Raw genomic sequence first — 12,806 nt, 5'->3', positions numbered from 1 at the left:
CCCGCCGGCCCCGGATCACGCCCGGGAAACCCGCTCACGGACGGCTCGCCCGCAGCCGGAAGCCGCCCTGCGGCAGCGGGCCCGCCTCCAGGCTCCCACCGACGGCCCGCAGCCGCTCGCCGAGCCCGGCCAGGCCGCTGCCCGCCGTCCCCGCCTCGGTGCCGCCCCCGTGGCCGTCGTCGCGGATCTCCAGGCTGGAGGCGTCCAGGCGCACCTCGCAGCGGGTCGCGCCGCTGTGCCGGATGACGTTGGTGACGCCCTCCCGCAGCACGTACGCGAACGGCTCCCGGAGGTCCTCGGCCACCTCCTCCACGCTCGACGGCAGGACGGCCGCGATGTCCGCGGCGCGCAGCGCCACCCGCACCCCGCTCAGCTCCGCCATCAACGAGGGCCTGCGCACGCCCGACACGGTGGCGCGGATCTCCGCGTGCGCCTGCCGGGAGAGCCGCTCGACGTCGCGCAGCTCGGCCAGCGCCTGATCCGGGTCGGCGCCGCGCTCCAGCAGGCGGCGGGCCAGCCCCGCCTTGGCGGTGATCGCGGTGAGGCTGTGGCCCAGCACGTCGTGCAGGTCGCGGGCCAGCCGGGCCCGCTCGGCGGCGGTCGCCAGCGCCTCGATCTCCTCGTTCGCCTGGCGGAGCTGCACGAGCAGCCGGACGAGCAGCACCACGGCCACGGGCGCGAGCGTGTCGGCGAGCACGGACGGCACGGCGCCCCACACCGCCTCGCCCGCCGTGGCGTACAGGATCAGCAGCCGCGCCGCCGCGGCGGCCACCGCCAGCAGCAGCCCCCAGAGGGCGGGCAGCAGCCACACCGCCGCCGCCAGCGCGTACGCGAGCGCGCCGAGCGGGGCGTGACCGGCCGGGTCCTGCCGGACGAATGTCAGGGCGACGGCGAGGGCCAGCAGCCAGGCGAGCACCGCGACCCGCTCCCTGGGCGGCCGGCCGACGCCGTACGCCATGGTCGTCACCCAGCTCGCCCCGTACACCAGCATGAGGGCGAGCGCGAGCGGCCCGCCGTGCCCACGCCCGCGCAGCAGGTCCCACAAGGGCCAGACCAGGAACGCGACCAGCACGAGCAGGCCGCGCGCCTCTCTCCATCCCCGGCCGGGGCGGCGCGGCGACCACGCGGGCCACGCCGCGAGCCCGAAGGGTCGCTGCCGGAGCATGATGTCCACCTCGCCGGGGGTCGTCAGGAGCGTGCGCTGTCGCGACGGTACCGGGCCGCCACGGCGACGCCCAGCACCACCGTGTACGCCGCCAGGACGGCCGTCGCCTCCCCCACCCGGCCGCCGCCGGACAGGGCCGCCCCGTGACTGATCTCGGCCAGCCAGTAGCTCGGCAGCACCCTGGCCACGGCCGCCAGGCTCTCGGGGAAGGCGCTCACCGGCACCAGCAGCCCGCCGACGAAGCTGAGCAGCAGCAGGACGCCGCCCTGGTAGGCCTGCAGGCCGCGCGGCGTGGACAGCTGTCCGACGAGCAGCCCGAGCAGCGCGAACGGCACGGTGCCCAGCCACACGCCGAGCACGGCCAGCGCCCAGCCCGCGGCGGACAGCCTCACCCCGGCGGTCAGCGCCGCCGCCAGCGAGACCCCGGCCACGGGCGGCAACGCCACCAGCATGGCCACGGTCCCCTTCGCCAGGAGGTAGCCGACGCCCGACAGCGGGGTCAGCCGGAGCTGGCGCTGCCAGCCGGCGCCGCGCTCGACGGCGGTGCGGGCGCCGGTGTCCAGCGCCGCCTTGAACGCGCCGAACGCGGTCAGCCCGCCCATCAGGTACGCCGCCGGGATCTGCTGGGACCGGTAGACGTACGAGAGGAGGAGGAACAGGCCGACCGGCAGCCCGACCGAGAAGGCCAGGAACCGGGGGTCGCGCAGGACGCGCCTGGCCTCGAAACGCAGGTATCCCGCCTTCATCACACCGCTCCTCTCACGCGCGCCCGCTGCGGCGCCGGTTCCTCGGTCAGCAGGACGAACGCCTCCTCCAGGCCCGGGGCGCGCACCTCGATGTCGCGGGCGGCGGGGAAGCGGGCCAGCAGCGCCCGCAGCGCCGCGTCGGAGTCGGAGCAGCTCAGCGTGGCGCGTTCGCCGTCCAGCTCGGCGGAGGCGACGCCCGGCAGACCGGACAGCAAGCCGGCCAGGTCCTGCCGCCCGGTGGCGGACCCGGTGGCGGGAACGGTGGCGGGAACGGTGGCGGGGGCTGTGAGGGGCACGGTGGCGCGCAGGATGCGCCCGCCGACGCGTGCCATGACCGCGGTCACCGGCCCGTCGGCCACGATCGCGCCCGCGCGCATGAGCACGACGCGGTCCGCGTGCGTCTCGGCCTCTTCCAGGTAGTGGGTGGCGAACAGCACGGTGCGCCCGGTCCGCGCGTACTCCCGCATGGAGTGCCAGAACCCGCGCCGGGCGGACACGTCCATCGCGGAGGTGGGCTCGTCGAGCACGAGCAGGCCGGGGTCGGGGGCCAGCGCCATCGCGAGCCGCACCCGCTGCCGCTGCCCGCCGGACAGCGCCGCCGCGCGCCGCCCGGCCAGGTCCTCGACCCCGGCGAGCCGCAGCGCCCGCTCCACCGGCATCGGGGCGCGGTGCAGCGAGCAGATCATCGCCACCGTCTCGTGGACGGTGGCGTCGTCCGGCAGCGCCGCCTCCTGGAGCATCACGCCGACGGCGCCGCCGGCGACGGCCTCGCGCGGCGGCCGGCCGAACAGGGAGACCTCGCCCGCGTCGGGGGTGGTGAGGCCGAGCAGCATGTCGACGGTCGTGGACTTGCCGGCGCCGTTCGGGCCGAGAAGGGCGACCATCTCGCCGGGCGCCACGAGCAGGTCGACCCCGGCGACGGCCGGCCGTCCGGCGTAGGACTTGCGGAGGCCGGACGCGGCCACCGCGTGGGGAATGGATGTCATGCGGCCAGCCTGGCCGGTGACGCGCCGTACTCCCTGTGCCACCTGTCAGGGTTCGCCCGTGACAGGTGTCACCCCTCCCCCGCGCCGCCGCGGGATTTCGCGGAATGCAGCGTGCGCAGGCCGGTCAGCATGATGGTCAGGCTGTAGCCGAAGTCCTCGTCCGGGGTGGCGCCGGCCGTGTGGCGCTCGCGCAGGGCGCGGGCCAGCACGGGGAAGGGGAAGCTCTCACTCGTCACCGCCCGCGCCTCGTCCGCGGGCTCCGGCCGCGACTGCTCCTCCAGGGTCCGCCCGACGACGAAGTGGACGAGCGCCCCCGCGGCCCGGGAGGCGTCCGCCAGCCCGAAGCCGGCCTCGTGCAGCACCTCGGTGATCCGCTCGACGAACGTCCCCAGCGCGACGGCGCGCGTGACCACCGCGCCGGCCGCCACGCGCGCGCCGTCGCGATGGGCGAGCAGCGCCTGGCGCAGCGCTCCCAGGGACTCCTCCAGCCACCGCCACCACGGCTCGCCGGGGCCCGGGCGGCCGAGCCCGGCGGCGGCGGGAGCGAGCATGACGTCCACGATCTGGTCGAGCAGCGCCCGCTTGTCGGCGAAGTGCCAGTACAGCGCCGGGGCCCGCACGTCGAGCACCGACGCGACCCGCCGCACGGTCAGCTTCTCCAGCCCGTCCTCGTCCAGCAGCCGCAGCGCGGCCCGGGCCGCGGTGTCCTTGTCGATCGGCACGCGCGCCGGCCTCCCTCCCGTCGTCCGGCTTGACACTTTAACAAGTTAAAGGCACGGTGATTCTTTAACAAGTTAAGGAGGTGGCGTCGTGGACGGCCGAGGTGATCGTGGTGGGAGCCGGGCCGGTCGGCCTGAGCCTGGCGGCTGAGCTGCGCCTGGCCGGCGCCGAGCCGCTGGTGCTGGAGCGGCTGGCCGAGCCGTCCGGGCAGCGCAAGTCCCGCGGGATCGGGCCGCTGGCCGCGGAGGCCCTGCGGCGGCGTGGGCTGGGCGCGCGGCTGAGCGCGTACCAGCCCGAGCGCGGCGCCCAGAAGAAGCGCGAGCACGGCAGCGAGAAGGACCACTTCGCGTGGATCCACAAGATCGACCCGTCGCTCCAGGAGGAGCCCGGCCGGCGCGGCATCCTGATCTGGCAGCCGGACCTGGAGGCGGTCCTCGGCGGTCACGCCGCGGGGCTCGGCGTGACCGTGCGCCGGGGGCACACCGTGACCGGGCTCGCCCAGGACGAGGACGGCGTGACCGGCACCGTCGCCACCCCGGACGGCGGGCGGCGGCTCAGGGCGGCCTACGTGGTGGGATGCGACGGCGGGCGCAGCACCGTGCGCAAGCTGGCCGGGTTCGCCTTCCCCGGCACGCCGCCGCTCATGACGGCCCGCCAGGCGCACGCCGGGGTCGGCGACCTCGGCGCGCTGCCGCCCCCGGGCCGCCTGCCGGGCGGCATGCTCCTCCACGGCCCGGGCGGCATCGGCACGTTCGACTTCGGTGACACCCACGAGCGTCACGAGGGGCCCGTGACGGTGGAGGAGCTGCGGGCCAGTGTCCGGCGCGTGGCCGGCGCGGAGGTGACCATCACCCGGATGGACGGCGCCCTGCGCTTCACCGACCAGGCCCGCCAGGCGGAGACGTACCGGCTGGACCGGGTCCTGCTGGCCGGCGACGCCGCCCACGTCCACAGCCCGAACGGCGGCCAGGGGCTGAACCTCGGCCTCATGGACGCGGTCAACCTCGGCTGGAAGCTGGCCGCCCAGGTGCGCGGGACCGCTCCGGAGGGGCTGCTCGACAGTTACACCTCCGAGCGGCATCCCGCCGGGGCCGCCGTGCTGCACAACACGCGCGCGCAATCGGCGCTGATGCTGCCGGGGCCGCACACGGACGCGTTGCGCGACATCGTCGCGGACCTGATGGACATCCCGGACGTCAACCGCTACTTCGGCCAGCTGCTGTCGGGACTCGCGACGCGGTACGCCTTCCCGTACGCGACGCCGGACGCCCACCCGCTGACCGGCACGCACGTCCCGGACCTCCTGCTCACCCTGGAGACGGACGTCGGACGGGAGGTGCCCCTCAGCGGGCTGACCACCGGCGGGAGGCCACTGCTGGCCGCTCCGGCGGGCGACCCGGCGGTCGGCGTGGCGGCCCGCTGGCGGGACCGGGTGGAGGTGGCCGAGGTCACCTCCGTCGGCCATCCGTCGCTGGCGGCCGCGCTGGTCCGTCCCGACGGAGCCGTGGCTTGGGCCCGCGTCCCCGGCAGGCCGTCCGACATCGCCCTTCTGGAGGCGGCCCTGCGCACCTGGTTCGGCGGCCCGTCGTGAGACGGCCCGCTGTGAGATCGTCGTCGTCACCGCCGGTACGGCGTCATACCGGCGGATCGTCCAGCCGTCTTCTGACGCCCGCTCTCAGGGGGAAAGGGCGGTGAGGCGGTTGCTGAAGCGGGCGAGCATCCCGCTCTGGGACGTCTCGGAGAACATCCGGCCGATGAACGGCGGGATCCGCCAGTTGGCGGGGCTGCGCCTGGCCAGCCTGGACACCAGATTGACGTGCGGGTAGCGGGCCCGCTCGTAGGCGCGCAGCCGTTGCGCCGGGTCGCCGCCCTTGGCGAGCTCGCGCCCGAGCACCCACACGTCCTCCAGGGTCTGGTTGGCGCCCTGTCCGAGGGTGGGCGGCATGAGGTGGGCGGCGTCGCCGAGCAGGGTGACGCGGCCCTTGCCCCACTCCCGGCGTACCTTCTGCCAGTGGTGGCCGAAGAAGTCGAGGTCGTCCTCGTTCGCCTGGGCGAGCAACTCGGGGACGGGGGACGCCCAGCGGCCGAAGCGGCGCCTCAGCTCGTCCAGAGGCGCGGCGGGGCGCGGGTCGCCGGAGGACCAGCGCACGTCGAACCACCACTGGAGCTTGCCGTCCCCGGCGGGGATCATTCCGCACGCCCCCTCCTTTCCGGTGATCATGAGGTGGAGGTGCGTACGGGTGAGGTCGATGTCGATCCGGCTCAGGGCCTGCCAGGTGCCGAAGGTGGCCGTCCGGATGGGCACGTCGCCCCACAGCTCGCGCCGGACGACCGAGTGGTGGCCGTCGGCTCCGATGAGCAGGTCCCCTGTGATCGTCGAGCCGTCGTCGAAGGTCGCCGTGACCCCATCGCCGTCCTGGGTCACTTCTCGGCAGCCCCTGCTGTAGCTGATCAGGTCGCCGGGCAGCCCCTCGGACAGCCGCTCCAGCAGCAGACGGCGGGAGACCGACTTGTTCGGGAAACCGTAGAGCGTGGCCGCATGGGCCATGTCGGAGCTGAGCCGCAAGCGGCCGTCGGCTGTCAACGCGTCGATCCGGTCGAACCGGCCACCGACGCCGTCGAGGCCGACACCGAGGTCGTGCAGCACGGCCGCGCCGTTGCTGAAGATGCTCAGCCCCGCGCCGCCCGTCCGCAGGGCCGGCGCCTGCTCGAAGATCCGCACCCGGTGCCCGGCGGCCAGCAGGCTCCGCGCGACAGCCAGGCCGCCCACCCCGGCGCCGATGACAAGAACGTCCATTTCATCTCCATATCGAAGTAACTTCGATTCGAAGATACATCGATATGAAATACATTGGGTCGAGTGACCGACAAGCACCCAGAAGAGGATGTCTTCCGCGAGTTCCTGATCGCGGTCATGCTGCACATCGAGGCGATCGCCGACCGGCTCGGCGTCCACCATGTGGACGTGGCCGCCCTCATCCTGCTGGAGATGCGCGGCCCGCTCCCCGTGGGGGCCATCTCCGAGGAGCTGGGGCTGCCGTCCGCCTCCGCGACCCGGCTCATCGACCGCCTGGAGAAGGCCGGCTATGTGCGGCGGGTACGCGGCGAGCGCGACCGGCGCATGGTCACCGTGGAGCTGATACAAGACGGCATGGCCGACTACCACGCCACCCGCATCACTTCCGAGCGGCACCTGGCGGAGATCCGCGAGCACTACACGCCGGAGCAGGTGCCGTTGATGCTGGGCATGCTCACCGGCGTCGCCCGGGCCTACCGCTCGGCGACCAGGGAACTGCGCGAGCAGTCCGGCTGAAGCGCGCGGCCCTTCACTCCCGTGGGGACCTGCCTTCCTCACATAGGGGGGCCAAGACGGCGGTTGGCCGGTGCGGTCGATCTCGTCGACGAAGGCGAGGACCCGGGCGTTGACGCGCTCGGGGAACTCGCCGTTGAAGGCGTGGGAGGCGTCCGGCCACCGTTCGACGACGCCTCGGGCGAGGCAAGCGGCGGGCACGCAGGGCGGCCTTGCCCGGATCGTGGATGATGCTGCGCCCGGCGATGTCGGTTGACGGAGTTAAGTCACATGGCTTAGATGAAAGGGTCGGCCCGAGCGAGGAGAACCCGTGAGCGACGTCGTCCCGGACTACCCCTTCCGCAACCCCTCCGCGCTGGAGCCGCCGCCCGAGTGGGCGAGCCTGCGCGACGGCTGCCCGGTCGCGCCGATCCGGCTGGCCAGCGGCGACCAGGCGCTGCTGCTGACCCGCTACGACGACGTCCGCCAGGTGCTGTCCGACCCGCGCTTCACCCGGCAGCTCGACGCCGGCGACGCCGCCCGCGTGACGGCCAACGAGTCCGGCGGCGTGTTCGGCCGCTCGGACACGGCCTCCTCGGCCGGCGGCGAGGCGCACATGCAGTGGCGGCGCCTCGTGGGCAGGGCGTTCACGGCCAAGCGCGTGCTGGCGATGCGGCCGCGCATGGAGGAGATGGCCGGGCACCTCGTCGACGCCATGGTGGCGCAGGGGTCGCCGGCCGACCTGGTCGCGGCGCTGGGGTTCCCGCTGCCGGTGTGGGTGATCTGCGACCTGCTGGGCGTGCCCGACTCCGACCGCGACCGGTTCTCGTACTGGTCGGACACCATGCTCAGCATGACCCGGTACGGGCAGGAGGAGATCGACGCGGCGCAGGCGGAGTTCGACGCGTACCTGTCGGCGCACGTCGCCGCCAAGCGGGCCGAGCCGGGCGGCGACCTGCTCAGCGAGCTCATCGGGATCGTGGACGCGGCCGACGGGCGGCTGACCGAGCCGCTGCTCGTGGGCACCGCCCGCGGCCTGCTGGTGGCCGGCCACGAGACCACCGCGAACATGATCGGCAAGATGGCCGCGATGCTCCTGTCCGACCGGTCCCGCTGGGAGGCGCTGCTGGCCGAGCCGTCGCTCGTCCACCCGGCGGTGGAGGAGGTGCTGCGCTTCGACGCCAACCCCGGCTTCGGGATGCCGCGCTACCTGACCGAGGAGGTGGAGGTGGCCGACCGCAAGCTGCCCGCGGGCACGACGGTGATCTGCAGCATGGCCTCGGCCAACCGCGACGAGCGGGCCTTCGAGCGCGCCGGCGAGATGGACCTGCGCCGCTCCCCCAACACGCATCTCGCCTTCGGTGTCGGCCCCCACTCGTGCCTCGGGCAGGCGCTGGCCCGCACCGAGCTGCAGACCGTTCTCGACGTGCTGCTGCGGCGGCTGCCGGGCCTGGAGCTCGCGGTCCCGGCGGCCGAGCTGGCGCCCCGCGAGGGGCTGCTGGTCGGCGGGTTGCGGGCGGTCCCGGTCCGGTGGTGAGCACTGCGGGCACGGCGAGCACCGGCGGCCCCGCCCGTACGCGCGGCAGGCCCGAGCGCGGGGCGGGCACCCGCGAGCGGATCCTGGCGGCGGCCGAGCGGCTGTTCGCCGAGCACGGCATCGCGGCGGTCTCCAACCGGCAGATCGGCGAGGCCGCCGGCCAGTCCAACAACTACGCCGTCGGCTACCACTTCGGCACCAAGACCGACCTGGTGCGGGCCGTCCTGCGCCGCCACAACGGCGGCATGGAGGAGCGACGGGCGCGCATGCTGGAGTCCGTCGGCGACGACTCCGGCGTGCGGGAGTGGGCGGCCTGCCTGGTACGGCCGGCCACCGACCACCTGGCCTCGCTGCCGGCCCCCACCTGGTACGCCCGCTTCCTGGCGCAGGCCGACACGGAGCCGACGATGCGGGCGGTGGTCATCGAGGAGGCGGTCGCCACGCCGTCGGTGGGGCGGATCGTGGAGCACCTGTTCCGGCTGGTGCCGGGGGTGCCGGAAGCCGTCCACCGGCAGCGGACCGACATGTGCCGGGTGCTGGTCGTCCACATGCTGGCCGAGCGGGAGCGCGCCCTGCACGAGGACCCGGCGGCCGACCCGGTGACCGTGTGGCGGGACACGGCGACCGCCCTGGTGGACGCGCTGACCGGCCTGCTGGCCGCTCCGGTCACGCCCTCCGCCGCCTAGATCCGCCGGGACCGCGCCCGGCTCTACGCCTGGCCCAGCCGTTCGCGCAGGGCTTCGAGGTCGGGGACGAACCAGACGTGCCCGCCGCGGTTGCTCTCCACCACGAAGTCGCGCAGCGCGGTGCTGGCCTCGACGTGCCGGGTGATGTCGCCGACGACGGCCACGCCCAGCCGGTAGTTCGCGAACTTCTGCAGGATCTCCCCGGCGACGCGGGTGCGCAGCCGGAAGAAGCCCTCCCCGAGCCGCTCGGCCGGGATCGCCACCCAGGCGGCCTGGCAGGAGAACGCCTCCCCGAGGAGGTCCACCGCCTCGCGCTCGCCGCGCAGGGGCTCGCCGTCGGCGGCGCACACGAGAACGGGCGTGCCGGCGACATGCTGGAGGGTGTCAGGCAACGGGATCAGGGCTCCTCGTCCACGAGCAGGTTGATGATTTTGAGGAGTTCGGCGGTGCCGTCGAGGCCGCCCAGGACGATGACCTTGAGGCTGGCCCGTTCCTCGTCGTAGACGGTCTCGACGCGCAGCGGACCGCCGTCGCGGGGACGGCTCCCGGCCGCCGCCATGACGGTGTTGGCCAGCCGGATGACCGCCTCGCGGCCGATGCCGTCGATCCGCACGATGGCGGACGTCTCGGCGTGGGGTCCGCCGCGGGCGGGAGTCGTGGCCGGGCGCCCGGTGAACGCCTCCAGGTCCTCCGCGGCGATCCGGTACTGCCGGCCGATGCGGGTGGCCCTGAGCCGTCCGTCGCGGACGTAGCCGCGCACGGTCTTGACGTGCAGCCCGAGCACCTCGGCCACCCGCTCCACCGAGTAGTACCGCTCCGCCATCGCCACCCTTCCCTCGAACTCCCTATCGCTCCCCAATTTAGCACCTTTGAGGGAGTTGCAAGGCCGAAGATCGGCTGCGCAGAGCCGCCGTCGAGGCACTCCCCCGCATCGGGCACCATGGACCGGTGACCGTGAGCGCAGAGGACCGCGAGACGGCGCCGCTCGCCGCCCTGGCCGAACTCGTCGCCGGGGGCGGCCTGGTGGTGCTGAGCGGGGCGGGGCTGTCGACCGAGTCGGGCATCCCCGACTACCGCGGGCCGACCGGCCGGGCTCAGCGGGCCGACCCCATGACGTACCAGCGGTTCGTGGGCAGCGCCGAGGCGCGGCGCCGCTACTGGGCGCGCAGCCACGTCGGCTGGCGGCGGATCGGCGAGGCCGCCCCCAACTCCGGCCACCGGGCGGTGGCCGACCTCGAACGGCGCGGCCTGGTCGACGCCGTCATCACCCAGAACGTCGACGGCCTGCACCAGGCGGCCGGCGCACGGCGGGTCGTCGAGCTGCACGGCGGCCTCGACCGGGTGGTGTGCCTGTCGTGCCGGCAGCGCACGCCCCGCATGGAGCTCGACCGGCGCCTGCGCCGCGCCAATCCCGGCTGGGCGGCCGCCGCGACGGCGATCAAGCCCGACGGCGACGCGGACCTCACCGACGAGCAGGTCGCGGGCTTCCAGGTGGTGGACTGCACGGGCTGCGGCGGGCTCCTCAAGCCGGACGTGGTGTTCTTCGGCGAGAACGTGCCGAAGCCGCGGGTGGACGAGTGCTTCGCGCTGGTGGCGGGGGCGCGGGCGCTGCTGGTGCTCGGGTCGTCGCTGGCGGTGCGGTCGGGGCTGCGGTTCGTCGGCCGGGCCGCCGAGCTGGGCATCCCGATCGCCATCGTCAACCAGGGGCCGACGCGCGGCGACGCCGAGGCCGCGGTGCGGCTGGACGCGCCGCTCGGCGCCACGCTCACGGCGCTGACGACTTGCCTGCCCCCCTCGGACGGCGCTCTCGTCCCTGCCGTCCCGGCACAATAGGGGTCATGTCCCGTCGCGAACCCGCCGGCTGCCCGTGCGGCCTGCCGGCCCCCTACCGTGACTGCTGCGGCCGCTTCCACCGGGGCGAGGGCTCGGCGCCCACGGCCGAGCTGCTCATGCGGTCGCGGTTCGCCGCGTTCGCCGTGGGCGACGAGGCGTACCTGCTGCGCACCTGGCACCCGGCCACCCGGCCGGCGCGCCTCGACCTGGACCGCGGGGTTCGGTGGGTGCGGCTGGAGATCCTGGAGACCGTCCGGGGCACGGTCCTGCACACCGAGGGGGCCGTCCGCTTCCGCGCCCACTACGTGCGGCGCGGGCGCGAGGGCTCCATGGAGGAGCACAGCCTGTTCGTCCGGCTCGACGGGCAGTGGGTGTACGAGGGACCGCGCGACGACGGTCCGCCGGCGCGGCGACTATAATAAGTCAGGTGACCAACTCAGTTAAGGGCGCCGGGGGCGGCAAGCGGGAGCGCCTGGCGACCGCGGCGGCCAAGGTGCTGCACGAGCAGGGTGTCGAGAAGACGACGCTGGCCGACATCGCGCGCGAGGCGGATGTGCCCGTCGGCAACGTCTACTACTACTTCAAGACCAAGGACCAGCTCGTCGAGGCCGCCATCGACGAGCACGCCGGGGCGCTGCGCGGCCTGCTCGACCGGCTCGACGGGATGCCCGGCCCGGCGGAGCGGCTCAAGGCGCTCGTGCGCGGCTGGGTGGACCAGCGCGACGTCGCCGCCCGCTACGGCTGCCCCACCGGGACGCTGGCCTCCGAGCTGGACAAGCGGGCCGACGGGCTGGACCAGGCGGTGGCCGCGCTGATGCGGGAGCTGCTGGACTGGATGGAGCGCCAGTTCGCCGCCCTGGGCCGCGCCGACGCGCGCGAGCTGGCCGTCGCCCTGCTCTCCTCCTACCAGGGGATCTCGCTGCTCACCAACACCCTGCGCGACCCGGCGCTGATGAAGGCCGAGGGCGACCGGCTGGAGCGCTGGATCGACGGTCTCGCCTGACGGCGCCGCACCCCGCCGGAGGCCCCCTGGGCGCGTCAGGCGTCTCGTACGCGCAGCAGCACGCCGCCGCCCGCGAGCGCCGCGACGGCCCACGCGGCGAGCACGCCGAGGCCCGCCCACGGACTGAGCGGCAGACTCGCCAGGTTCGTGGTGGCCTGGATGGACATGCCCGCGTTCGACGGCGACAGCCGCCACAGCGCCAGCTGCCAGTCCGGGTCGGCGACCATGAGCGGCAGGATCGCCGACACGTACAACAGCCCGAGCACCACCCCGATGGCCGCCGCCGAGTCCCGCACGGCGAGCGCGATCCCCAGGCTCAGCAGCGCGACCAGCGCCAGGTACAGGACCGACCCGGCGGCGGCCCGCAGCGTCGGCCCGTCGGCGAGCGACAGCGGCGGGTGGCCGTTGGCGGCGGTGAAGCCGCGCCCGGGCAGGATGAGCCGCCCGGCCAGCAGCGAGGCCAGCACGGCGAGGGCTCCGGCCGGCACAGTCACGCCGATCAGCACGGCCGCCTTGGCGGCCAGCACGGCGCCCCGGCGCGGCATCGCGGTGAGGGTGGTGCGGATCATGCCGGTGCCGTACTCGCCCCCGACGACGAGGACGGCCAGCACGGCGACGACCGCCTGCCCCACCTGCACCCCGGCGAGCGCCAGCTTGACCGTGTCGTGGCCGCAGCCCGCGGCGCCGCAGGTCACGCTCGCGCTCACCCCGGCGGCCGCCGCCGCCGTCAGCGCGACCAGCGCCGGCAGCAGCCGGCCGACGCCCGTCTCGGTGCGCAGCTTCGTCCACTCGGCCCGCAGTTCGCGCCTCATCCACCCTCCTCGGCCCGCCGGCCCGCGGC

Annotated in this window: 15 protein-coding genes; 7 read left to right on the top strand and 8 right to left on the bottom strand. The window is 74.7% G+C overall.

Annotation, left to right across the window (positions count from 1 at the left end):
* Positions 1 to 34: 34 nt before the first annotated feature.
* From MTP10_RS35595 to MTP10_RS35580, 4 genes are all read right to left on the bottom strand, one after another.
* Entirely contained in the window at positions 35 to 1,165 is a 1,131-nt protein-coding gene (locus tag MTP10_RS35595) for a histidine kinase (protein WP_310715379.1), read from the bottom strand.
* Between the two features lie 23 nt (positions 1,166 to 1,188).
* Positions 1,189 to 1,911 (bottom strand): ABC transporter permease, encoded by a 723-nt coding sequence (locus MTP10_RS35590; RefSeq protein WP_310715376.1) that lies wholly within the window; start codon positions 1,909 to 1,911, stop codon positions 1,189 to 1,191.
* Positions 1,911 to 2,897 (bottom strand): ABC transporter ATP-binding protein, encoded by a 987-nt coding sequence (locus tag MTP10_RS35585; RefSeq protein WP_310715375.1) that lies wholly within the window; start codon positions 2,895 to 2,897, stop codon positions 1,911 to 1,913. Before MTP10_RS35585 ends, MTP10_RS35590 begins: the two co-directional genes overlap by 1 nt.
* 68 nt (positions 2,898 to 2,965) lie before the next feature.
* Positions 2,966 to 3,619, bottom strand: coding sequence for a TetR/AcrR family transcriptional regulator C-terminal domain-containing protein (locus tag MTP10_RS35580; RefSeq protein WP_310715372.1), 654 nt, complete (start codon positions 3,617 to 3,619; stop codon positions 2,966 to 2,968).
* 80 nt (positions 3,620 to 3,699) lie between these two features.
* Between MTP10_RS35580 and MTP10_RS35575 the strand changes: the two genes are divergently transcribed.
* A complete protein-coding gene (locus MTP10_RS35575; protein WP_310715370.1) occupies positions 3,700 to 5,208 on the top strand; it encodes an FAD-dependent monooxygenase in 1,509 nt (502 codons plus the stop codon).
* 84 nt (positions 5,209 to 5,292) lie between these two features.
* On the opposite strand, the gene MTP10_RS35570 is transcribed toward MTP10_RS35575, so the two are convergent.
* Positions 5,293 to 6,414, bottom strand: coding sequence for an FAD-dependent monooxygenase (locus MTP10_RS35570; RefSeq protein ID WP_310715368.1), 1,122 nt, complete (start codon positions 6,412 to 6,414; stop codon positions 5,293 to 5,295).
* A gap of 63 nt (positions 6,415 to 6,477) precedes the next feature.
* Here MTP10_RS35570 and MTP10_RS35565 point away from each other — a divergent pair, with 63 nt between their 5' ends.
* The 3 genes from MTP10_RS35565 to MTP10_RS35555 all read left to right on the top strand — a co-directional run bounded on the left by MTP10_RS35565 (position 6,478) and on the right by MTP10_RS35555 (position 9,129).
* Entirely contained in the window at positions 6,478 to 6,930 is a 453-nt protein-coding gene (locus tag MTP10_RS35565; protein ID WP_310715366.1) for a MarR family transcriptional regulator, read from the top strand.
* A gap of 307 nt (positions 6,931 to 7,237) precedes the next feature.
* On the top strand, positions 7,238 to 8,443 hold the full coding sequence (locus MTP10_RS35560) for a cytochrome P450 (protein WP_310715364.1): 1,206 nt from the start codon (positions 7,238 to 7,240) through the stop codon (positions 8,441 to 8,443).
* Positions 8,440 to 9,129: a TetR family transcriptional regulator gene (locus MTP10_RS35555; RefSeq protein WP_310715362.1), complete on the top strand. Its 690-nt coding sequence runs from the start codon at positions 8,440 to 8,442 to the stop codon at positions 9,127 to 9,129. The genes MTP10_RS35560 and MTP10_RS35555 overlap by 4 nt, the downstream gene beginning before the upstream one ends.
* 23 nt (positions 9,130 to 9,152) lie before the next feature.
* Here the strand turns inward: MTP10_RS35555 and MTP10_RS35550 are convergent, their stop codons facing one another.
* Positions 9,153 to 9,521: a DUF4180 domain-containing protein gene (locus MTP10_RS35550; RefSeq protein ID WP_310715359.1), complete on the bottom strand. Its 369-nt coding sequence runs from the start codon at positions 9,519 to 9,521 to the stop codon at positions 9,153 to 9,155.
* A 5-nt stretch (positions 9,522 to 9,526) separates the two neighbouring features.
* On the bottom strand, positions 9,527 to 9,988 hold the full coding sequence (locus MTP10_RS35545; RefSeq protein ID WP_310715355.1) for a helix-turn-helix domain-containing protein: 462 nt from the start codon (positions 9,986 to 9,988) through the stop codon (positions 9,527 to 9,529).
* An 89-nt stretch (positions 9,989 to 10,077) separates the two neighbouring features.
* Between MTP10_RS35545 and MTP10_RS35540 the strand changes: the two genes are divergently transcribed.
* The 3 genes from MTP10_RS35540 to MTP10_RS35530 are packed head-to-tail and all read left to right on the top strand — an operon-like array spanning position 10,078 to position 11,965.
* Positions 10,078 to 10,962, top strand: a complete 885-nt coding sequence (locus MTP10_RS35540) for an NAD-dependent protein deacetylase (protein WP_310715353.1) — start codon at positions 10,078 to 10,080, stop codon at positions 10,960 to 10,962.
* Positions 10,963 to 10,967: 5 nt separating this feature from the next.
* Entirely contained in the window at positions 10,968 to 11,381 is a 414-nt protein-coding gene (locus MTP10_RS35535) for a YchJ family metal-binding protein (RefSeq protein WP_310715351.1), read from the top strand.
* Between the two features lie 8 nt (positions 11,382 to 11,389).
* On the top strand, positions 11,390 to 11,965 hold the full coding sequence (locus MTP10_RS35530) for a TetR/AcrR family transcriptional regulator (protein WP_310715348.1): 576 nt from the start codon (positions 11,390 to 11,392) through the stop codon (positions 11,963 to 11,965).
* Positions 11,966 to 12,000: 35 nt separating this feature from the next.
* Here the strand turns inward: MTP10_RS35530 and MTP10_RS35525 are convergent, their stop codons facing one another.
* A complete protein-coding gene (locus MTP10_RS35525; RefSeq protein ID WP_310715346.1) occupies positions 12,001 to 12,777 on the bottom strand; it encodes an ABC transporter permease in 777 nt (258 codons plus the stop codon).
* Positions 12,778 to 12,806 lie beyond the last annotated feature (29 nt).

This window comes from Nonomuraea sp. 3-1Str, from assembly GCF_031570565.1.
In the GTDB taxonomy this organism is placed as follows: domain Bacteria; phylum Actinomycetota; class Actinomycetes; order Streptosporangiales; family Streptosporangiaceae; genus Nonomuraea.
Note: the sequence above shows the minus strand (reverse complement) of the source record. Positions and strands in the feature narration are given on the sequence as shown.